We start from the raw sequence: 21,742 nt of genomic DNA on the forward strand, positions 1-21,742 counted from the left end.
AGCACCTCGTTGTCGCCGAATGCCTTCTTGACGCCCTCTGCCGTGACGCGGTATTCGACTTCAGTCGTGGCGTCCTCGACTCCGCTTCGCGTAACCTCGGGCCTCGCAGCCCCGGTCGCGTCTTCGGCTCCGTTGTCAGTCATCGAGCCACGTACCTTTCCAGTCGGCGTTCAAGGCGGCTTTGGCCGAACGAGAGCACCAGGCAGATCACCCAGTAGTACACGGCGGCCGTGCCGTAGAGAGCGAAGAATTCGAACGTCGGTGCCGCGACGTTCTGTGCGGTGCGGAACAGTTCGGTCACCAGGATGGTCGAGGCCAGCGACGTGTCCTTGACCAGTGAGATCAGCGTGTTCGACAACGGCGGGACGGCGACCCGGGTGGCCTGCGGCAGGATGATTCGGCGCAGCGCACCGACGTAGTTGAAGCCGATCGTCTCGGCGGCCTCCCACTGGCCCTTCGGGATGCTCTGGATCGACGACCGGATGATCTCGGCGGCGTAGCCACCGACGTTGAGGCTGAACGCAATGATGGCGGCGGGGAACGGGTCGATCCTGATGCCGAACTCGGGCAGTGCGAAGAAGACGATGAACAGCTGCACCAGTAGCGGGGTGCCGCGGATCAGCGAGATGTAGAACCGGGCGACGCCTGCGAGCACCCCGTTCTTCGACAGCCTGGCCAGCGCCACCCCGAGCGCGATGATCAGGCCGACGATGAAGCTGATGATCGTCAGTGGGATGGTCACCGTGATCGCGGCCTTCGCCAGCGGCCACAGGTTGTCGGCGATGAGCCTCCATGCCGAGCGCGGCTGCACCTGCTGCTGGCCCGCCTGCGCAGGCGCTCCGGAAACGTTGGCCTTCAGGTACTTGTTCGAGATCGTCGCAAGGGTGCCGTCGTTGCTCAGGTCCTTCAGCGCCTTGTTCAGTTCCGGCAGCAGCCCGCTGTCCTTGCGCGCGGCGAAGCCCTGCTCGCTCTTCTCGGATGTCTCCGCGGCGATCTTGACCGTCTTGTCGCCAGTCTCGGCGAGGTACTGGTAGACCGCGATGCTGTCGTTGACGACGACGTCCACCCGGCCCTGGTTCAGGAGTTTGATGGCCTGGGCGAAACCGTCGACCGACTCGACCCTGGCACCATTGGCACGGGCCAGTTCCGCCCAGTTGCTGGTGGGGTTCTCGGCTGCGACCTTGCCCTTGAGGTCGGCAAGCGACTTGATGGAGTTGTCGTCGGCCCTGGTGACGATGACGCCCTGGCCGATGGCATACGGATCGGACAGGTCGTACTTGGCCTTGCGCTCGTCGTTGATGGTGACCTGGTTGGCGACGATGTCGAATCGGTTGGCCTCCAACGCCGCGAACATCGAATCCCACGGTGTCTCAACGAATTCGACTTGCACGCCGAGCTTGTCGCCGACCGCTTTCGCCACCTCGACGTCGTAGCCGACCAGCTGGCCGCTCTCGTCGTGGTAGCTGAACGGCGCGTAGACGCCCTCCGTGCCGACACGCAGCACGCCAGCGGACTGGATGCGGTCCGCCTTGTTCGAGTCGGGCGCCCCGCAGGCCGCGGCGGCGAGCACCGCCACCAGCAGGATCACCGCCAGCAGCGCTCGACGAAGGTAATAGGTCACCGGCGGAACCTAGCAACTAGCTGAGTGTCGTGGAATAGTTCTGCTCATCCCAGCCGATATGCCCAGGGATGCCGTGGTAGCCGCGCCGGATCGAACTCCGACAGCATTCCGTCAAGGGTGGCCGAGCCGAAGCCCAGCGACTCGGCGATTCGAGCCAGCGCCCGCGGTGCGCCGATCTCGCCGACCGTCACCGCACCGTCGCGCTTGGCCAGCCGCTTGCCGTGGCTGTTCAGCACCAGCGGCACGTGTGCGTAGACCGGTTGCGGGCAACCGAGCAGCGAGCCCAGATACGCCTGTCTCGGTGACGACGACAGAAGGTCGTCACCGCGCACCACCTGGTCGACGCCGTGGGCCGCGTCGTCGACGACCACCGCGAGGTTGTACGCAGGCACACCGTCGCCGCGGCGCAACACGAAGTCGTCTACGACTCCGCTGTAGTCGCCGTGCAGGAGGTCCGTCACGGTGAACTCGGCGACCTCCGAGCGCAAGCGCAGGGCAGGAGGACGGCCGCTGGCCCGGCGGGCGGCCCGTTCCTGGGGGGTGAGATCGCGGCAGGTGCCCGGGTACGCCCCCTCCGGAGCGTGGGGCGCGCGCGGTGCCTGTTGGATGTCCTTTCTGCTGCAGTGGCATTCGTAGGTCAATCCGCGCGCGACCAGATCGCCGACGACGGCGTCGTAGCGACGTTCGTGCGCGCTCTGGTACTCGGGGGGCTCGTCCCACACCAGGCCAACCGCGGCGAGGTCGCGGAGCTGACGCGCGGCGACGTCGTCGGACGTGCGGTCATCGAGATCCTCGACGCGGATCAGGAACCGGCGCCCCGTCGAGTGGGCGAAGAGCCAGGCCAACACAGCAGTCCGGACGTTGCCGATGTGCAGGTCGGCCGACGGGCTTGGCGCGAACCGGCCTGCGGGGCTCATCGCCGCAATCTAGACCAGCGTCCAGGTCCCCGGTAGCACGGCCGCGAGTTCGGCACGGCAACTCGTGCCGGTCTTGGCCATCGCGTTGTAGACGTGACTTTCGACGGTGCGCACGGAAACCGTCAGTCGTTCGGCGATCTCCCGGTTGGACAGCCCGTCGACGAGCATCGTCACGATCTCGAACTCGCGTTCGGTGAGCGGCAGGTGTTGGGCGGCCTTGCGGAGCGCAGGTGTCACTGCGCGGCCGCACTGCTCTGCGAGTCGCTGTGCGCGGGCCGCGCATCCCAACGCCGAACCGCGCAGTCCCATGCCGCGGTGGGCCACGGCCGAATGGGCAGCCGCATCGATGGCCGCGATGCGATCACCCATGCGCTCGAAGTCTTGCGATACCACCGTCATCGCCGCACCGTCGTTGGTGCACAGCGCCTCGGCGAAACTGGCTGCGAGTCCGACGCGTGGCCCTTCGACGATCGCTTGCAGCTCGCGTAGCCGCGGCGCGCACGTGCGGTCCCCGAACTGCGTCGCCGTCTGCAGGCACATCACCTCAGGAGCGAATTGTCCTCTCTCGCAGCAGGTATCGGCTGCCTGCAGCAAGGTCGCGATCGCTTCGCTGACCGCGCCGTGGACCGCCCCGACCCACGCCCTCGCGAGCAGGTGCTCGTAATTCAGGTACTGCCAGCTCGGGTGGCGCCGCTCCTCGAGGAGTTCGAGTGAGGCGCTGGACTCCTCGGCCGCGCCGCGCATCGCGAGTGCCACGACGAGCGCGAGCTGATACCGGTATCCGAACCCGATCGTGTCCCCCGCCGAGGTCAGGGAATCGACCAGCGGCTCCAGCAACGAGATGGCGGTGGTCAGTCTGCCTGCGCCAAGGGCGGACCGGCCAGCCACGCCGGCGCTGAGGAACTGCCCCGCACCGGGCAGGTCGATGGCCTGGCCCCGCACACCCTCGGCGGTCGACTCTGCGTCTTCGATCCGACCTGCCAGCAGAAGGGCTCCAACGTGGCCGTCGGCGACGAGGAATCGCATGTGCGCAGCACCGAACGAACGGTCGGCAACGGCGTATCCCGCGTCCGCGGCCGCCACGGCGTCGGTCGTTCGTCCCTCGTCCCCGGAGGAGATGGCCAGTGCGAACGCCGTCCCCGCCGCGATCGCGTCCGGAAGCTGATCGAGGGCCAGATCGGCCGACGCCTTCCTGGCCGCGCGCGGCGCGCCCATCGCCGCCCAGTACTGGGTATAGAAGGCGTCGATGTAGCTGCGGAATTCGGGCGGCGCGGCATCCGGGATGTCGTCGATGGACTGCTTGGCAGCGGTCGGGTTCGCGAATGGCCAGAGGAGATTGCAAGCCCGCAGGTGCAGACGCCGGGCCCGGCCCGCATTGTTCAAATCGTCGGTGTCGATCTCGCGGAGCACGGCGTCGGCTTCCTGGCCCCTGCTGAGCCACGACAGCGCGTGCGCCCTGACGAAACTGGCCTCTGACCCCGCCCCCGCCCGCACCGCCGCCGCGGCTAGCCGCTCGGTCAAGGGCAGATCCGCCAGCCACGCCGCCCCGCGCGCTGCTCTGAGCAGCAGATCGGGGTCGTGCTCGAGGTCGGACTGGACCATCAGTGTGGCGCGGCGGACAGCGACGCGCATGTCGTCTCCGGAGTCGCTCTTCGCGAGCTCGGCGGCGACCAGACCACGAAGCCGCCGCAGCTTCGTCGTCGGTGAGCCCTCCCTGCGCACCTCGCCGTACAGAGGATGCGCCACGCGTGCCTCCATACCGCCGCCGACGGGTTCGAGTGCGATGAGCCCACGACGCTCCGCATCCTCGACCGCGCGTGCGTCGGTGATCCTGAGCAGCGACTGCAGCTCGACCGGCTCGCCGACGGCCAGCACGTCGATGACGTCGTTGACGCTGTCGGGCAGGCTGCCCACCTGGGCCTCGATCAATTCGACCAGACCGCGCGGGAGGACCGGTTCGGAGATCCACCGCCACGAGGCGCCCTGGCGCGCCAGTCGACCGGAGGCCAACTCCTGCTCCACGATGGTGCGGACGTACAGGGCGTTACCCCCCGTCAACCTCCACAACAGGCCGGCCGCATCGGGGTCGAGGCAGCCACCAAGACTGGCCGCGACGAGCTCCGTCATTCCGGCCCGTGCCAGCGGCTGCACGTCGAGGCGGTCGAACTGGCCGGCCTTCCACAATTCTTGCGTCGCAGCGGGAATCAGCTCTCCGTCGCGGACCGTGAGCAAGACCTTGGCAGCACCGCGCTGCACGATCTGGTGGATCACGAACGTAGACAGGTCATCCAATAGATGGGCGTCGTCGACACCGATTACCGCGAGATCTCCCGACGACGTCGAGGTGACCGAGTCGACGACGTCACGGACGAGCCGAAGGTTGTCGTGCTCGGCGGATCCCACCCAACCGGCGAAGGCGCCCAACGGTACGGCCCGGCCCGAGGACGTGCCCACGATCCAACGGATCTCTCGTTGATTCGATTCGGCTGCGGTGAGAGCCTCGCGGACGATCCGGCTCTTTCCCACGCCGGCCGGACCGCACAGCACTACTCCCGAAGACACTGGATCCGAGATCGCGTCCCCGATGAGCCCCAACTCCTCCGACCGTCCGGTCAGAGGCCACCCCAACCCCACCCGCTTAGCGTAGAAGGGGTTCACAACAGGATCAAAGTGATTTACCAGGTGAAACGGTGTCCGTGGTGACGCACATCACGTTCGCTAACAACTGGTTTCGTAGTGACGGTGTCACGACGCGAATGTGACTGTGTGCGCCTGGCGATGGTCGTCGACCCTGCCACCAGGGACCTGGCCGCAGCGCGGTACCGATGATCGGCTCCCATCTCCGTGGGAAATCCGTTGTGAAGGAACGTATTTGGCCAACCCTGCAGCGCTGCGCAGCGCGCAGGCCGCAGAACCGGCTACTCGTCCAGCAAACCCGACACCGGCTAGCCCGTCGGCGAATGACGCGTAATCCCCTGTGGTGATTCGACATCGGAGCAAACTACTTCGCGGATTGAAACACAGGGCTGGGCAATCTCGCGACAGTGGTCACCCCCGTGACGGCTCAGAAACTCAGTAATCGACTACTGAATCATGGCCCTCAGATCGCCGTGACGATGTAATTCTCCGGAAGCCGGCACGGACATTGGCCGGCACGATCGTAGGAGGGGGAATGTCCGTTCTGACTGCGACGCCCATCGGGACGCGCTCCCGACAGCCCGTCGCCACACCACCGACGAGCGTGCGATCCGGGCACGACTTCGGCGCCATCACCCACGTGTTCGCCGCCACTGCGCATCACCTGTTCGCGACGGCTTCTTCGGACCATCCGAGGGTGCGACGCGACCACCCGGCGCGGTACGCGTACCTGGAGAACGCGCTCATGGCACGGGAGATGGGGCGATTGTGAGTGCACCGGCCGTTGAGCGGGAGACCCGATGACGTATCAGGCCACGGCGGCCAGTCGTGTACGTGCCTGCTTCACGCAGTCCGCCCAGCGCAGGGGGCCGGGGACGTGCACGGCGGTCTCACCGGGGAAGGCGCTGGAGATGACCAGGTCGGGCTTCAGCGTGCCCAGCAGGCGGAGGCTGTCCCCGAGCGGAGTGGCATCACTGATCGGCGGTATGTAGCCGGCGACCCAATGTCCCTCGGCGCCAAGCATTATCGTGTCACCGGTGAATAGGTAGCTCTGGCCGTTGACACCGGGAACCAGATAACTGGTGCTGCCGGGGGAATGACCCGGCGTGGGGATCACCTCGATACCGCTGCCGTCGACGTGTCTGCTCGCCAGCGGCACGTCGATGTGTGCGTGCCTGCCGATCTCGAGTAGTTCGATCGCTGGCGCGTGGAGTCGCGCGCCGAACCGGCGCTGGACCTCGGCCAGCATCGGCCCCGCCTCGTCGCGGTGGGACAGATAGTGGTGTGCCACCCCACCGAGGCTCGCGATGTCGTCGAAGTCGGCGTCCGTCTGGGGCCCGTAGAACAGGACGTTACCGTCGGGCCCGCCAGTCCACAGGTAGGCGTGGGTGGTCAGGCCCGGATGGGGATTGTCGGTGCGCGCTTCCCACAGATCGGCGCGGATGGGTCGCATGGGCTCTCCTAGGTTCGTGGTGCACCCATGCTTGAACATCAACCATAGTTGAGGTCAAGCGATTTTCCCGATGTGCCCAAAACTACTGTGTCCCTGATCAGCTCGCCTTGACGTCCTGGCTCTGCAGGGCGACGGTCGCCGTGCCCGCGGTGGATTGGACGCCGACTCCGCGTCCGGCCACCGTGACCGCGAGTCGCGTACGATCGCCCCTGAACAGGTCGCGAGAGAATTCACACGGTGTCCCGTTCTGGTCGTAGGTGATTCGGGTGATCAGCAGCAGGGCCGACTGGGGCTTGACGGACAACACAGAGGCTTCCTCCGCTGTGGCGTTGACGGCCTCGATCCGCTCGTCCGCGCGAGAGGCGACGAGGCCGTAGTCGCTTTCGAGAAGCTCGTAGATCGATCCGCCGAGCTGCTTCTCGAGCAACCCGGGGAAGGCTTCCGCGGGAAACTGCGCGAGCTCCAAGGAGATGGGCGACCCGTCGGCGAGGCGGACGCGCTGGATCTCGACGACGAAGTCTTCGGCGCCGATCTCCATGGCCTTCTGCGTGATGCGGTCAGGCGCGGTGATCTTCGTCGACAGCACCCGGGTTCCAGCGACGTATCCCTGGCTCGCGAGGAAGGCGGGCACACCGACGACGTCGGACAAACTGCGCTGGACCTGCGCATGGCTGATGAAGATGCCACCGGACCGACCGATCGCCCGATGGACCAGGCCCGCCTCCTCCAATGCAGCGAGTATCTGGCGCAGGCTGTTGCGGCTGGTGGAGTAACGCTCGGCCAGATCGCGTTCGCTACCCAGCTTTGCGCCGGGAACGCCCGCGTTGATGTCGGCAACGATCCGGCGCCGCAGCTCCTCCGTCGGCCTCGGCACGAGCCGTCCTCCTCCGATTTGGTAGGCCCAATTCTAGGGTAGCGGTCCCCATTCAGTCCCTACTGCTCCGCGATAGCCGCCTGGGTCTCCGGCAGGATCTGCCCACCGTCGACGACGAGGGACTGCCCCGTGATGTAGGCAGCCTCGTCGGTGGCGAAGAACAGTGCGGCATTCCCGATGTCGGCCACGCTGCCGAGCCGCCCAGCAGGCACGGCGGCGGCCATTTGGTCCATGTACTCCTGGCCCATTTCGATGAGACCCTCCGTGATGATGTTGCCAGGCAGCACCGCGTTGATGGTGATGTTCTTGGGCGCCAGCTCCATTGCCGCGGTGCGAAGGAAGCCGAGTTGCGCCGCCTTGCTGGCACCGTAGTGCGACCACCCCGGATAGCCGGTGATCGGTCCAGTGATCGACGAGGTGATGACGACCCGGCCGTGCCCGCTGGCCGCCAACGCCGCTAGCGCTGCCTGCACGATGTAGACCGTGCCCTTGAAGTTGACGCCGATCACCTCCTCGATGTTCTCGGGAGTGAGGTCCTCGATGCGTGCCGACGGGAAGATGCCCGCGTTGGCGCAGACGATGTCGAGTGCCCCGTGCCTTTCGACCGCGGTGGCGACCACGCGTCGGCAGTCGTCCGGACTCGTCACGTCGGCAGCCACCCCACTCACCGCACCTGGCCCGCCCGCGAGCTCGGCGACGGTGGCGTCGATGTCGCGCTGGGTGCGACCGGTGATGACGACGTCGACGCCGGCGGCGACGAACGTCTCGGCGATGCCCCGGCCGATGCCCTTGCTTCCTCCGGTGACGATGGCCGAGCGGCCCTGCAGCGAGTTGAACACGTGGTTTCGCCTTTCAGTGGTGGGACTCAAGCTAGACGTAGGCCATCGAAGGATAGATAGCGTTCCGCGAGTTCGCAGCTGCCCCTGGCGTAGGTGATCGACATCGCCTGGGATTCTTGTGCGTGACTGTGAGAACCCATCCACGCCAGCAGCAACAGTCTGCGCAGCAGTACGAACGAGGGCAGCATGGCCTCGTCGTCCACGGGCAGCGGCCGGCGCGAGCGGTAGCCCGCGGCCCAGGCGTCCTGCCATTCCGGAACGGCCGGGTCGTCCTCGAAGAAAGACACCGCGGTGCCGAAATCGTAGAAGTACCAACCGAATCCGCAGTCATCGAAATCGATGACGGTGATCCTCGAGGGATCGCCGGTGTCGTCCACCAGCAAGTTGGCCAGGCGCAGGTCGGCGTGGACGAGGCCGAAGACGTCCTCGCCGGTACCGTATTCCGACAGTCGTCGCTTCAGGAGGCCCACGGCGCGGCTCAACAGCTCGGATTCACCGGCGCCGACGCCGACCGCGTCCTGCCAGCGGCCCCAGCGCGGTTGCTCGCCGAGGCTGTGCTGCCAGTCCCAGGCGAAACGGCCGAAGCCGGGCGGGCGGATCCACGCCCTCGAATGGTCGTGCAGGGCGGCGGTGATCCGGCCCAGCGTGCGGAAGTCCTCGACCGTCAGCGTCGCCTCGTCGGGTTCGGTGCCCGTCACCATCTCGAAGTGCACGACGTGGCGTGGGGTCCCGCCTGCCTCGACGGTAACCACACGCCGTCCGTCGCGGGCCGAAAGCACGGTCGGCACCGTGACGTCACCGTCTCGCCGAAGCGCGTCGAGCCAGTCGAGTTCGGACTCGATCTCGTGGGGGCGGTGGTAGTCCTTGCGGTGCACGCGCAGAATCGACCGCGACCCCGTGCTCGGATCCTGCACCGCGTACGTGGCGTTCTCGGACAGATTCAGCAGGTGCAGAGTCGAGTCGGGCGACAGGTCGTACTCCGCGAGAGCCTGCTCCGCGATGTCGACGTCATCGGCCACGAACGAATCGCTCACTGCAACAGCCTGCCCGCGGCACCGGTCATTCGCACGTCGACCTCGCGGCCTTCGCCGCCTTGCCCACCGCAGCGGACAGGCGGTCGAGCACGTCGTCGCAGAGCTCGTCGCTCAGTAGAAGGCCCGGTTTGAACTGCAGCACACGGGGATCCAGGGTCGAGAAGATCGCCCACACGCCGTTCTCGTACAGCTCTCGCATCACGAACTTGGCGCCATCGGGATGGTCGAACTCGAGGCCGATCACCACGCCGTTCTGCCGGATGCCGACGAACCAGTCCGGGTAGTCGGCCTGGATGCGGGCCAGTCCGTCGGCGAACACGGCGGCGATGTGGTGCACGGACGAGCGGACCTCGGGGCGGCCGGTGATGTCCAATGTCTTGATCGCGGCCACACATCCGAGCTCGGCGCCACCGAACGTCGAGATGTGCGCGAACCCGTCCTGGTCGAGCCACTGTGCGGCCCGGTCGCTCAGCATCGCCGCGGTGATCGGGTACATCCCCCCGGAGAGTCCCTTGCCCGCGACCATGATGTCCGGCTCGATGCCGTGCTTGGTGATGCCCCACATCTCGCCGGTGCGCATCAGCCCCGTCTGTACCTCGTCGGCGATGTAGAGGGCGTCGTACCGGACGGTGAGTTCCTTGACCGCTTCGAGGTATCCCGCTGGGGGAAGGGGGAATCCGTATGTGGCCGGAATGGTCTCCATGATGACGGCGGCGACGTCCCCGCCCGAGAGCGCCCGGTCCATCGCGTCGACGTCCCCGAACGGCACCTGCACGAACTCATCGGGCCGGTCGGAGAGGAAGAGCTTGGAGAATCGGTCGTCACCTGTGGCGACCGCCAGTCCGGTGTGACCGTGATAGGCCTTGACGATCGATACGATCTTGCGGCGCTGGGTGGCGTGTCTGGCGCTCTTGAGTGCGATGTCGATCGCCTCGCCGCCGCCGGATCCGAAGGCCACCTTCGTGATCGACGCCGGCGCCGAGTCGACCAGCCGTTGCGCCAGTGCGGTGCGAGCGACCGAGGGGAAGTGGTGGTTGCCGATGTCGAAGTACTGCATGCCGTCGATCAAAGCAGCCATGATCTCGGGATTGCGGTGGCCGAGGTTGTAGGTGCCACCGTTGAGGTGCATGTCGATGAGCCGGCGCCCGCTCATGTCCCAGAGGAAGTAACCCTCCCTGCGGTCGACGACGAGGTCGACGCCCGCGTCGGTCCAGAACTGCGTCTTGTCCGGATTCCAGTACTTCTTCGCCTGCTCGAGGACCTGCGCCTTGGACTCGAACGAGAACGTGCCGTAGTCGTACAAGAGGCTCCCTGTCTGAGACGTGCCGAGATCGATTCTGACCGCGAAACGCCACCCTAGAAACGGTCAACCAATTGTGTCAATGGTACTCAATGGGTCTTGCCATTGCCGAGCAGCAGTGTCAATATTCGAACGGCTCGGGTGTGTTTCACGCCACAGCGGTGTCCGCTGACTGTCAGGAAGGTTCGCCGGTAGATGACCGAAAAAACCGTATCGCCCCCAGAAAGCCGTCATCAAGACGTTCAGCGGCTCAAACGCAACGCCGTCGGCACGATGAGCGTCATCTTCATGGCAGTCGCCACTGCCGCGCCCATCACGGCAATGGTCGGTAACGTGCCGATCGCCGTGGGATTCGGAAATGGTTCGCACGCACCTGGGGGCTACATCGTCGCCACCGTCGTGCTCGGTCTGTTCGCAGTCGGCTACGCCACCATGGCCAAGCACATCACCGCCACGGGCGCGTTCTATGGCTACATCTCCCACGGCCTCGGCCGGATCGTCGGCATGGCCAGCGGTCTTTTGATCACGATGGCCTACGTGGTGTTCGAGGCCTCCTTGATCGGCATCTTCTCGTTCTTCTTCCAGAACCTGCTGAAATCGCAGTTCGACGTGAGCGTCCATTGGATCGTCCCGGCGCTGCTCATGGTGGTGCTCAACTGTCTCCTGACGTACTTCGACGTCAACCTCGCGGCCAAGGTCCTCGGTGTCTTCCTGGTGACCGAGATCGTCATGCTGTCCCTCGGCGCGCTCGGCGTGCTGTTCCACGGCGGCGGACCGGAGGGCTTCGCCATCGCCGATACCCTAAATCCGATCGGGGCGTTCCAGCCGGCCGCCATCGCAGGCGCAAGCGCGGGACTCGGCCTGTTCTTCGCGTTCTGGTCGTGGGTCGGGTTCGAGTCCACCGCGATGTACGGCGAGGAATCGCGCGAGCCCAAGAAGATCATCCCGCGGGCCACCATGATCAGCGTCCTCGGTGTCGGTGTCTTCTACGTCTTCATCTCCTGGATGGCGATCGCCGGAACCGGTCCGCAGCACGCCATCGACCTGGCGCAGGATCCCGACACCGCCTCGGAGATCTTCTTCGGCACGGTGCGCAGCTACTACGGCGAGTGGGCGATCACGCTCTTCAACGTCCTGCTCGTCACGGGATCGTTCGCCTGTGGGATGGCATTCCACAACTGCGCCTCGCGCTACCTCTATGCGCTCGGCCGGGAGGGGCTCTCCAGAGGACTCCAGAAGTCCATCGGCGCAACGCATCCCACCCACGGCTCGCCTCACATTGCGTCGTTCGTCCAGAGTGGGATCACCCTGGTGATCATCCTGTCGTTCCTGGCGGCCGGCATGGATCCCTACGTGCACATGTACACGCTGCTGGCGATCCTGGGGACCATGGCGATCCTGATCGTGCAGTCGCTGTGCGCGTTCTCCGTGATCAGCTACTTCCACTTCCACAAGCAGAATCAGCAGAGCGCGCACTGGTTCAAGACGTTCCTCGCCCCGCTGCTCGGCGGTATCGGCATGCTCTACGTGGTCTACCTGCTGTGGGTGCACAAGGATGCGGCGGCGGGCACCGCGTCGGGCACCCTGCTGTTCAAGCTCACCCCGTGGATCGTGGTCGGACTGTTCGTGCTCGGCGCGGCGATGGCGACGTACTTCAAGTTCAGGGACACTCGCCGCTACGACATGATCGGGCGAATCGTCTACGAGGACAACGTGGTACGAGACTAGGGCAGCCGCCGCACCGGCTTCGGTGAGAGGATGAGGGTTCCAGTACCAGGAGGACCGCCCGATGGACGACGTGCACGGCCGCGTTGAGGACCTCGACCAGGGGCGGATGCGGATCCTCGACGCCAAACCCGTGAACCTGGACGGGTTCAGCGTCACCAACCCCGACCTCGGACTCGTCGCGATGCGCAGTCCATTCGACCCGGAGCCGTCCCTGGTGATAGCGGACAGAGGCCGCGGAAAGGAGATAGTCGAGCTCGACGGGAAGACCACTTCGGACTTCGACGTGATCGACGAGTTCATCGCCCGCTACGGGCTGGATCTCCACGTCGCCGAAGAGGCCATGGCACTCGACGACCGGGTACTGGCCGGCATGACCGTCGACTTCAACGTCCCACGGGCGGAGGTGGTGCGCCTGATCGGTGGGGTCACGCCTGCCAAACTGGCCCGCGTCGTCGCGCTGCTGTCGCCCGTCGAGATGCAGATGGCGATGACCAGGTTGCGCGCCAGGCGGACACCGAGCAATCAGGCGCACGTGACCAACCAGCTCGACGACCCACTCCTGATCGCAGCCGATGCCGCCAGTGCCGTCGCACAGGGATTCCGCGAGGTCGAGACGACCGTGCCGGTACTGGGCGACGCGCCGTCCAACGCGGTCGCCCTGCTCATCGGCAGCCAGGTCGGCGTCCCCGGCGCGATGGCCCAGTGCTCCATCGAGGAGGCACTCGAGCTGCGGCTCGGACTGCGCGGGCTGACCAGCTACGCCGAGACGATCTCCATCTACGGCACCGAGCAGGTGTTCGTCGACGGTGACGACACTCCGTTCTCGAAGGCGATCCTCACCTCCGCCTACGCCTCCCGGGGGCTGAAGATGCGGGTCACCAGCGGCGGCGGCGCCGAGGTGTTGATGGGAGCGGCCGAGAAGTGCTCGATCCTGTACCTGGAGTCGCGCTGCGTCTCGCTCGCCCGCGCCCTTGGGTCGCAAGGCGTGCAGAACGGTGGCATCGACGGCGTCGGGGTGGTGGCGTCGGTGCCGGAGGGCATGAAGGAACTGCTCGCCGAGAACCTGATGGTCATGATGCGCGATCTGGAGTCCTGCGCGGGCAACGACAACCTGATCTCCGAATCCGACATCCGCCGCAGCGCGCACACGCTGCCCGTCCTGCTCGCGGGGGCCGACTTCATCTTCTCCGGTTTCGGCTCGATTCCGCGCTATGACAACGCCTTCGCGCTGTCGAACTTCAACTCCGACGACATGGACGACTTCCTGGTGCTGCAACGGGACTGGGGTGTCGACGGCGGGTTGCGTACGGTGCCGGCGGAGCACCTCGCCCGGGTCCGCCGCCGTGCCGCCACGGCCGTGCAGGCGGTGTACCGCGATCTCGGTCTCGCGGACTTCGACGACGACCGCGTCGATGCCGTGGTGGTGGCCAACGGATCGCGCGACCTCTCACCCGGTGACCCGAAGGCCGTGGCGGAGGCGGCCACCTCGATCGAGGCCAAGCAGCTGACGGTGTTCGACGTCATCGCCTCGCTGAAGCGCACCGGCTTCGACTCCGAAGCCGACGCCATCATGCGGCTGACCCGGGAGCGTCTGCGCGGCGACCAACTGCAGACGTCGGCGATCTTCGACGAGAACTTCCACGTGCTCTCCAAGATCACCGACCCCAACGACTACGCGGGCCCCGGCAGCGGCTACGCGCTCACCGCCGAGCGCCGTGCCGAGATTGACGGCATCCGCCAGGAGCGGACAACTGCGGAGTTGACCTCCGATCAGGCCGAGCATCGCGACGAGGTCGGATTCACCGACATCGAGATCGCCCGTCAGGGAAGCGATCCCCGCGAGGTGTGCATCGGCCTCTCGCCTGCCCTTGGCCGGACGGTCTGGCTGTCGCTGTGCGGCCTCACGGTCGGCGAAATGCTGCGGCAGATCTCGGCCGGCCTCGAGGAAGAGGGCTGCGTACCGCGACTGGTGCGGATCCGCTCGACCATCGACGTCGGGCTGATCGGCCTGACCGCAGCGCGGCTGTCCGGGTCGGGAATCGGAATCGGATTGCAGGGCAAGGGAACCGCGCTGATCCACCGCCGGGATCTGGCGCCGCTGGCGAATCTCGAACTGTTCAGCGTCGCCCCCCTGCTGACCGCGCGGATGTACCGCGAGCTTGGCAAGAACGCGGCCAGGCATGCCAAGGGAATGGCCCCGGTGCCGATCTTCACCGGCGGCACCGACGAGTCGATCTCCGCCCGCTACCACGCCCGCGCCGTGGCACTCGTCGCACTCGAGCGGGAGGCCTGCGAACCGGGTCAGGCGCCGACGACGGTGGAGGTGCGACGGTGACGAGCGAACAGAAGTTCACCGTCCAAGCCGCCGTCGACGGCAACCTCAGCCTGTCGGATCTCCGGATGGACCCGGCGACCCTGGCCCACCAGGCTGTCGTCGCCGACGCCGGCGGGAATCCGCAGTTGGCCGAGAACTTCCTCCGCGCAGCGGAACTCGCGACCATCGACGATGACGAAGTGATGAAACTTTACGAGTCGCTGCGACCGCATCGCTCCACCGCCGAGGAGCTCGATGCGCTGCGCGCCTCGCTGGAGACCCGCGGCGCGTCCCGTTGCGCGGAGCTGGTTCGACAGGCCGCCGTGGTCTACGCGAGGCGAGGTCTATTGCGGTGACGTCAGGCGCTGTCAGCGAGGTGATAGTGGCAGGGGTAGACGTCGGCAACCACACCACGGAGATCGTCCTGGCCCGAGTCGGTGGCGGGGCCGTCGAACAGATCGCCCACGGGCAGGGTCCCACGCGGGGGCGCAAGGGTTCGAGGGAGTCGCTACGAGGCGCTGCGGCGTTGTTGCACGGCCTGGAGGTCGACGCAGACGTAACGGCCGACCTGCTCCTGCTGGCCGCGCTCCGGCCGGTGGACACCGCGACCGCACCCATCCCGCCGCCAACCTCGCCATGGTCGCCGGTGAAGAGTCTGCGCAAGGTCGATGCCAGCACGCCGGCGGGAACGGGTCTCGGAGTGGGGCGGCACGTGCCGCTGGGCAGTCTGGCCGCGGACGTAACAGCAGGCCCGACAATAGTCTCCGTTGACGGGGCCACTGACTTCGAAGTGGCGGCGCGCGGGATCTCGGCGGCCGTAGCCCGGGGCTGGCACGTCGTCGGGGTGATCGCTGCCCAGGACGACGCCGTGCTGATCCGCAACCGGATCTCCATCGACGTGCCGGTCGTCGACGAGGTCGACGTCGACGGCGTCGAACCGGGCGCGTTGGTCGCGGTGGAGGTCGTCGCCGAAGGCCGCGCCTACCGGGCGATGGCGGACCCGATCGCGCTCTGTGTCGCCTTGGACCTCGGGCACGACGGGATCCAGCACGTCGCCGAGTTCACCCGCGAACTCGCGGACTCCCCGGCGATCGCCGTGACCCGCCGCACCGGGCCGCCCGACCCTCCGACTGTCGACGACGACTACGTCGACTGCACCGTCGACGGACGGACGGTGCGGTACACACCCGCCCAGGCGCACAGCGTTCTGCGGCTCGCGCCGCCGGGCAACGTCGTCGAGGTCCGCCTGCACTCGATTCCCGCCGCACAGAACGGCATTTCGGTCGACGACGCCTTCTTCACCGACCTGTCGTCGATCGACAACGGGGCGTGGCTACGACGCGGCGTCGCCGACACGCGCGGCACCGTGGTCGCGCTGCTGGCCGCCGACCTCGTCGCCGACGCCGCCGAGACGCTGCAGGACCTCACCGGACGCCCGACCCGCACCATCGCAGCAGAGCCGGAGGCCGCGGCCGTCGGGGCGCGGACGACGCAGGGCCTGCCGCCTGGCACCGTCGTATGCGACATCGGCGGCGGCACCATCGACCTGATCGGCGTGGACCGCGCCGTGACCGCGGCGGGCGCGGGGGAGGCGATCACGACGGCCGTCGCGCGGGTGCTGAACATTCCGCGTGCTCTTGCCGAACGGGTCAAGCGCAGCCCCGCGTTGCGGGTCGAGGGTCCGCACGTCGCGCACGAGGAGGACGGACGCCGGCTGTTCTTGGACAGTCCCGCCCCCGCCGACGCGATCGGCAGGCTGTGCACCCGCGGAAGTGCCGGGCTGGTCCCGTTTTCCGTCAGGCTCGCGGCCGAGGAGTGGCGCAGTCTGCGCCTGGCGATCAAGCAGGAAACGGTGGCGGCGAACATCGTCCGTGGCCTACGCGCGTTCGACGAACCGCCGCCCGCGCTCGTCCTGGCCGGGGGCGGCGCCCTCGACGACGAACTGCTGCGGACGGTCGGAGAATCACTGCGCTCGACGTCCGTCGTCGTGGGGCGGGCCAGCATCGACGGACTGCACGGCCCGCGGTTCGCGGTCGCGTCCGGGTTGATCCACCTCTACGCAGGGTCCTCCGGCGGCTGAGAACGTATCGGACGTGTGTCCGGGTCACGCTCGAGCAGATCGCGGACCGCGCGGCGTGGGCCGTAGGGGCGCAGCATCTGGCTGGCCGGGCGGGTGCGGATGATCTGAGGCCACCAGAACCAGCGGCCAAGCAGGGTCGCAATGGACGGCGTCATGAACGACCGCACGATCAACGTGTCGAACATCAGGCCAAGGCCGATCGTGGTGCCGATCTGGCCGAGCACGATCAGATCGCTGACGATGAACGACGACATCGTGAAGGCGAACACCAGACCGGCGGCGGTGACGACCCCACCGGTGCCTGCCATCGCACGGATGGTGCCGGTCTTCAGTCCCGCCTTTACCTCCTCCTGGAACCGGGATATCAGCAGCAGGTTGTAGTCGGCCCCGACCGCCAGCAGCAGGATGATGCCGAGGGGGACCACGATCCAGTAGAGCGGGATGCCGAAGAGGTACTGCCACACCAGAACCGACAATCCGATGGACGCTCCCAGCGACAGTGCGACGGTGCCCACGATGACGATGGCGGCCACCAGGCTTCGGGTGATGAAGACCATGATCAGCAGGATGAGGCTCAGTGCGGCCAGCGCACAGATCAGCAGGTCGTACTTGGCGCCGTCCTGAATGTCCTTGTAGGACGACGCGGTGCCTGCGACGTAGATCTTGGCATCCGACAACGGGGTGGCCTTGATCGCGTCGAACGCCGAGTTCTTGATGGCGTCGATGTGCGAGATGCCCTCTGGCGTCGAGGGATTGCCCTCGTGCGTGATGGTCATGCGGGCCGCCTTGCCGTCCGGTGAGAGGAACAGCTTGAGGCCGCGCTTGAAGTCGGGGTTGTCGAACGCCTCCGGGGGCAGATAGAAGGAGTCGTCGTTCTTGGCGTCGTCGAAGGCCTTTCCGAGCGCGGTCGCGTTCTTGAGCGCTTCCACCGACTGCGCGTCGGTGCCCGCCGTGGTGGCGTAGTTCGACCGGAGCAGGTCGCGGTTGGCTTCCTGAACGTCGAGCTGGGGTGGGATCAGGGACACGAGTTGCGGCTGAAGGGCATTGAGCTTGTCCAGACTCGCCGTGATCTTCCCGAACTGATCGCTGAGCTCGGAGATGCCGTCGAGTGAGTCGAACACCGATCGCAACGCCGCGCACGACGGTATGTCGAAGCAGTGTGGCTCCCAGTACAAGTAGTTGCGCAGCGGCCGGAAGAAGTCGTCGAAGTTGGCGAGGTTGTCGCGCACCTCGTTGATCGTCGCGACGGTGTCGTGGAACGCCTGGACCTGTTCGTCGGTCGCGGAGGCACTCTGCTTCTGCAGCTCCAGTTGCTGTTCGAGGATGCCGATCGACTTACTGGTCTGGTCGACCTGTTTCATGATGTCCTGCGCTCTGGCCTGCTGGTAGCTGAGGTTCATGATCTGGCTGGCACTGGTCGCGCTGATCTGAAATGGGATGGAGCTGTGCGTGATCGGCGTACCAAGGGGTCGGGTGATCGACTGCACCAGCGAGATACCAGGGGTGTGCAGGACCGCCTTCGCGATGCGTTCGAGGATGAGCATGTCCGCGGGGTTCCGCATGTCGTGATCGCTCTCGACCATCAACAGTTCGGGGTTCAGCCGCGCCTCGGAGAAGTGGCGCTCGGCGGCCGCATAGCCCACGTTGGCCGGCGCCGAGGCGGGCAGGTACGGCCGGGCGTCGTAGCTGGTCTTGTACCCCTGCAGGGCGAGTAGACCGATCAGGGCCAGCGCGAGGGACACGATGAGGATGGGACCGGGCCACCGCACGATGACGGTGCCGATGCGGCGCCACCCGCGGGTGCGCATCTTGCGCTTGGGCTCCAGGAGTCCGAAGTGACTGGCTATCACCAGCACCGCGGGCCCGAGGGTGAGCGCCGCCGCCAGCGTGACGAGCACGCCGAGCGCGGCGGGCAACCCCAAGGTCTGGAAGTAGGGCAGCCGGGTGAAGCTCAGGCAGTACACCGCGCCGGCGATGGTCAGTCCCGAACCGATGATCACGTGCAAGGTGCTGCGGAACATCGTGTAGTACGACGCTTCACGTTCCTCACCTGCCCCACGCGCTTCGTGATATCGCCCGACGACGAAGATCGCGTAGTCGGTACCCGCCGCGATGGCCAGCAGCGTCAGCAGATTGGTCGTGTAAGTCGACAGGCCGATGACTCCCGAGTTCGCGAGAAAGGCGACCACCCCTCGGGCAGCGGACAACTCGACGAGGACCGTCAGCAGCACGATGATCATCGTGACGATCGAGCGGTAGACGAACAGCAGCATGATCGCGATGACCAGGAAGGTGACCAGGGTGACCTGTTCGGTGCCCTTGTTGCCGATCTCGAAGTTGTCGGCGATCAGCGGTGAGGCACCGGTGACGTACGCCTTGACCCCCGGTGGGGGCGGGATGCTGGCCACGATGTCTCGGATGGAGTCGACCGATTCATTGGCCAACGCCTCGCCCTGATTTCCCGCCAGATACACCTGCACGAGAGCGGCCTTGCCGTCCTTGCTCTGCGAACCGCCCGCCGTCAGGGGGTCCCCCCAGAAGTCCTGAATGTGCTGGACGTGCTTGGTGTCCTGCCCCAGGCGCTTGACCATGTCGTCGTAGAAGTGGTGAGCGTCGGGGCCAAGAGGTTGGTCGCCCTCGAGCACGATCATCGCCGCGCTGTCGGAGTCGAACTCGTGGAAGGTCTGGCCGATGTGCCTCATCGCCATGATCGACGGTGAGTCGGGCGCGTTCAACCCAACCGAGCGGGCTTCTCCGACGATCTCGAGTTGCGGGGTGAAGACGTTGGTCAACGCGGCGATCGCGACCCAGATGAGCAGGATGGGGACGGCGAAGCGCCGGATGTTGCGCGCGATCCGCGAGCCCTGGGCGTCCTCGACGTCCTTGACACTGTGTTCGCTCATGCGGACTTGTCCAGGCAGGCGATGTATCCATTCACGTTGCTGGTGGACCTTTCGTCCTTGACGATGCCGTTGACGGTGATGCGGCAACCGATGGGCGCTGCGTCGCCCTGGGCACGGAGATCGGCGAAGAGCGTGGGATCCGTCGTGGTCAGCGTGGTCGACCACGGCAAGGCCGCGTCGTCGACGCGCTGGGGCTGGGCGTCCTTGTCCAGGAAGTTGATGGTCGCCACGGATCCGGGCGGCCCGAAGACCTCGAACAGGACGCGCTTGGGGTTGTAGTCCGGGTTCTCCAGCGAGTCGGCACTGGGCCGTGAGACCACGTTGTTGGAGCCGAAGATGCCATTCAGCCGGTACACGGCGAACCCGGTGATCGCGACCACCACCACGGCGATCACCACCATCCAGTGTTTCCTGACCAGGTTGCCGATCGAAACTCTCTTCACTCGTTGACCTTTCGACGAGCTCGACAAACTACTGGACGGAACTCAGTCGCAGTTGCGGGGCGAGATCGACCAACATGGCAGAACGGTACGGTACGGGACTGCTCGGGACAAGTCTTGACATTCTGCCCGTGAGCTGCGCAAAGCGGTCGCGCGACGCCCTAGATCGGGTCGCCTCGATTAGTCGTTCGCGTCAACGAGGGGAGGAGGACGTCGTCGACGAGGGCTTGCACCGTGTGGGGGGTGGGGGGAGTGTTCGGGAGGACGGATCGGAAGGTCAGGTAGCCGGGCAGCAGATCCCACAACTCGTCGTTGACGGCGGCGCCGTCGATCTCTCCGCGGTCGATGGCCTGTTGCAGGATGAACTGCATCAAGGCCCTCCGCTTGTCGATGAATTGAGTCTGCATTGCGTCGCTGAGCGCTGGATTGTTCGAAACCTCGACCAGCACTGCGCGCAGGGTGCCTGCGTGCTGGCCACATTGGTCTAGGATGGACTCCCCGAGATACAGCAGATCTCCGCGCAGGGTGCCGGTGTCGGGCGGCACGGCGACCTGACGGACACCCTCGATGAATGCGGCCAGTACCAACTCGGCCTTCGTCGGCCAGCGCCGGTACATCGTCGCCTTGCTGGCCTGGGCCGTGGTCGCGACCGCCTCCAACGTCAACCGGTCGTAGCCGTTCTGCTGCAACAGCTGCAACGTGACCGCCAGCAGTTCGGCCTCCCGGGGCGTCCACGGCGAGGCATCCGCGGGGTGACCGGACACGGGAGGCACAGCGCTCACCATAGCCCGCGCCAGAAGTTGCCTAGCCGGCCGATCCCAGGCCCGGCACGATGTCGTCGAGCTGAAATGAAAGCGGTTGCTCGAGTTGGGCATACGTGCACGAGCGCGGTTCGCGATCGGTCCGCCACCGGTTGAACTGAGCGGTGTGGCGGTAAGCGATTGCTCCGGCGATCGAGCCGCCGGGGCGGCGGGCAATGAACCAGGCCAGCGTGCGGCGGAATTGTGGAGTAGTGAGCCGCCATGGCCTCCCATTGACGCTTGGGATGCCGTCGTTGCGGCCGCGCTCAGCGCAATAGTCGTTGACCCAGGTGATGAAGGCGTTGAGATTGGTCACTGCCCAACTTGAGGTCGATGCCCTAATCTGGCCGCCGCGTGAGGACTCGAGCTGAATCAACGGGTGGTAGGCGAACAGTAAATCCGTCTCTGCGGACTGCAGCCTTTCGAGCACACGGATGGCAGCGGGCGGCCGGTGTCCCGATGACCCACATTGCGTCCACCCCGCGCGGGTCGTTCTCACCCTTGAAGGCCCGGCTAGCGACCTTATAGCGGTAGATACGTCCGGTGTCGTCTCGTTGCATGTGTAGGCAGCCGCGCCGCAGCTCTTTGATTGCTGGCGGAGTGACGGTATTCCAAACGTGCGCTATTCCTCCAGCTCGCCTGCCTGCACAGCTGGTCGTTCTGTTGGTCATGACTACGAACGGGATGCGCGTCTTACAGTCGCGGGTCGAACGTCCCGACTACTCACACGTCAGCGCCAGCTGCCAGCGGCAAGTAGCCGATCAGACAACCGGGGATGCGTTCCGCGAGACCGCAGGCGCGT

Annotated in this window: 16 protein-coding genes and 1 pseudogene; 5 read left to right on the top strand and 12 right to left on the bottom strand. The window is 66.3% G+C overall.

Annotation, left to right across the window (positions count from 1 at the left end; translation table 11 throughout):
* Positions 1 to 139 precede the first annotated feature (139 nt).
* The 3 genes from QOI01_RS28160 to QOI01_RS28170 are packed head-to-tail and all read right to left on the bottom strand — an operon-like array spanning position 140 to position 5,172.
* Positions 140 to 1,621: an ABC transporter permease subunit gene (locus QOI01_RS28160; RefSeq protein WP_526386442.1), complete on the bottom strand. Its 1,482-nt coding sequence runs from the start codon at positions 1,619 to 1,621 to the stop codon at positions 140 to 142.
* A gap of 44 nt (positions 1,622 to 1,665) precedes the next feature.
* Positions 1,666 to 2,538 (bottom strand): tRNA glutamyl-Q(34) synthetase GluQRS, encoded by an 873-nt coding sequence (gene gluQRS, locus QOI01_RS28165; protein ID WP_526386443.1) that lies wholly within the window; start codon positions 2,536 to 2,538, stop codon positions 1,666 to 1,668.
* 9 nt (positions 2,539 to 2,547) lie between these two features.
* Positions 2,548 to 5,172, bottom strand: coding sequence for a helix-turn-helix transcriptional regulator (locus tag QOI01_RS28170; protein WP_526386444.1), 2,625 nt, complete (start codon positions 5,170 to 5,172; stop codon positions 2,548 to 2,550).
* A 538-nt stretch (positions 5,173 to 5,710) separates the two neighbouring features.
* On the opposite strand from QOI01_RS28170, the gene QOI01_RS28175 reads away from it, so the two are divergent.
* Positions 5,711 to 5,947 (top strand): hypothetical protein, encoded by a 237-nt coding sequence (locus tag QOI01_RS28175; RefSeq protein WP_526386445.1) that lies wholly within the window; start codon positions 5,711 to 5,713, stop codon positions 5,945 to 5,947.
* Positions 5,948 to 5,983: 36 nt separating this feature from the next.
* Here QOI01_RS28175 and QOI01_RS28180 read toward each other — a convergent pair whose 3' ends face one another.
* The 5 genes from QOI01_RS28180 to QOI01_RS28200 all read right to left on the bottom strand — a co-directional run bounded on the left by QOI01_RS28180 (position 5,984) and on the right by QOI01_RS28200 (position 10,678).
* The gene (locus QOI01_RS28180; RefSeq protein ID WP_526386446.1) at positions 5,984 to 6,628 is read right to left on the bottom strand and encodes an MBL fold metallo-hydrolase; all 645 of its coding nucleotides are present in this window, start codon (positions 6,626 to 6,628) and stop codon (positions 5,984 to 5,986) included.
* Positions 6,629 to 6,725: 97 nt separating this feature from the next.
* Complete coding sequence (locus QOI01_RS28185; RefSeq protein WP_526386447.1) at positions 6,726 to 7,502, bottom strand: GntR family transcriptional regulator; 777 nt, start codon at positions 7,500 to 7,502, stop codon at positions 6,726 to 6,728.
* 59 nt (positions 7,503 to 7,561) lie between these two features.
* Positions 7,562 to 8,341: a 3-oxoacyl-ACP reductase FabG gene (gene fabG / locus QOI01_RS28190; RefSeq protein ID WP_526386448.1), complete on the bottom strand. Its 780-nt coding sequence runs from the start codon at positions 8,339 to 8,341 to the stop codon at positions 7,562 to 7,564.
* A 26-nt stretch (positions 8,342 to 8,367) separates the two neighbouring features.
* Positions 8,368 to 9,375 carry a phosphotransferase enzyme family protein gene (locus tag QOI01_RS28195; RefSeq protein ID WP_526386449.1) on the bottom strand — a complete coding sequence of 336 codons (1,008 nt, stop codon included), beginning with the start codon at positions 9,373 to 9,375 and terminating at the stop codon, positions 8,368 to 8,370.
* Between the two features lie 25 nt (positions 9,376 to 9,400).
* Positions 9,401 to 10,678 (bottom strand): class-III pyridoxal-phosphate-dependent aminotransferase, encoded by a 1,278-nt coding sequence (locus QOI01_RS28200; protein WP_526386450.1) that lies wholly within the window; start codon positions 10,676 to 10,678, stop codon positions 9,401 to 9,403.
* Positions 10,679 to 10,870: 192 nt separating this feature from the next.
* Here QOI01_RS28200 and QOI01_RS28205 point away from each other — a divergent pair, with 192 nt between their 5' ends.
* The 4 genes from QOI01_RS28205 (at position 10,871) to QOI01_RS28220 (ending at position 16,797) form a co-directional block, all read left to right on the top strand.
* Entirely contained in the window at positions 10,871 to 12,403 is a 1,533-nt protein-coding gene (locus tag QOI01_RS28205; RefSeq protein WP_526386451.1) for an amino acid permease, read from the top strand.
* 106 nt (positions 12,404 to 12,509) lie between these two features.
* Positions 12,510 to 14,738 (top strand): propanediol/glycerol family dehydratase large subunit, encoded by a 2,229-nt coding sequence (locus QOI01_RS28210; protein ID WP_526386455.1) that lies wholly within the window; start codon positions 12,510 to 12,512, stop codon positions 14,736 to 14,738.
* Positions 14,739 to 14,803: 65 nt separating this feature from the next.
* On the top strand, positions 14,804 to 15,073 hold the full coding sequence (locus QOI01_RS28215; RefSeq protein ID WP_526386456.1) for a diol dehydratase small subunit: 270 nt from the start codon (positions 14,804 to 14,806) through the stop codon (positions 15,071 to 15,073).
* Complete coding sequence (locus QOI01_RS28220) at positions 15,070 to 16,797, top strand: diol dehydratase reactivase ATPase-like domain-containing protein (RefSeq protein WP_526386452.1); 1,728 nt, start codon at positions 15,070 to 15,072, stop codon at positions 16,795 to 16,797. Before QOI01_RS28215 ends, QOI01_RS28220 begins: the two co-directional genes overlap by 4 nt.
* Here the strand turns inward: QOI01_RS28220 and QOI01_RS28225 are convergent.
* The 4 genes and pseudogenes from QOI01_RS28225 to ligC form a co-directional block, all read right to left on the bottom strand.
* Complete coding sequence (locus tag QOI01_RS28225; protein ID WP_526386453.1) at positions 16,773 to 19,700, bottom strand: MMPL/RND family transporter; 2,928 nt, start codon at positions 19,698 to 19,700, stop codon at positions 16,773 to 16,775. The two genes, QOI01_RS28220 and QOI01_RS28225, sit on opposite strands and share 25 nt — an antisense overlap.
* A complete protein-coding gene (locus tag QOI01_RS28230; protein ID WP_526386457.1) occupies positions 19,697 to 20,101 on the bottom strand; it encodes an MmpS family transport accessory protein in 405 nt (134 codons plus the stop codon). Before QOI01_RS28230 ends, QOI01_RS28225 begins: the two co-directional genes overlap by 4 nt.
* 200 nt (positions 20,102 to 20,301) lie before the next feature.
* Positions 20,302 to 20,925 (bottom strand): TetR/AcrR family transcriptional regulator, encoded by a 624-nt coding sequence (locus QOI01_RS28235; protein WP_526386454.1) that lies wholly within the window; start codon positions 20,923 to 20,925, stop codon positions 20,302 to 20,304.
* Positions 20,926 to 20,944: 19 nt separating this feature from the next.
* Positions 20,945 to 21,076, bottom strand: a pseudogene (gene ligC, locus QOI01_RS28240) (ATP-dependent DNA ligase); the annotation flags it as partial.
* Between the last annotated feature and the right edge of the window lie 666 nt (positions 21,077 to 21,742).

This window comes from Mycobacterium sp. (assembly GCF_032162605.1).
Taxonomy (GTDB): domain Bacteria; phylum Actinomycetota; class Actinomycetes; order Mycobacteriales; family Mycobacteriaceae; genus Mycobacterium.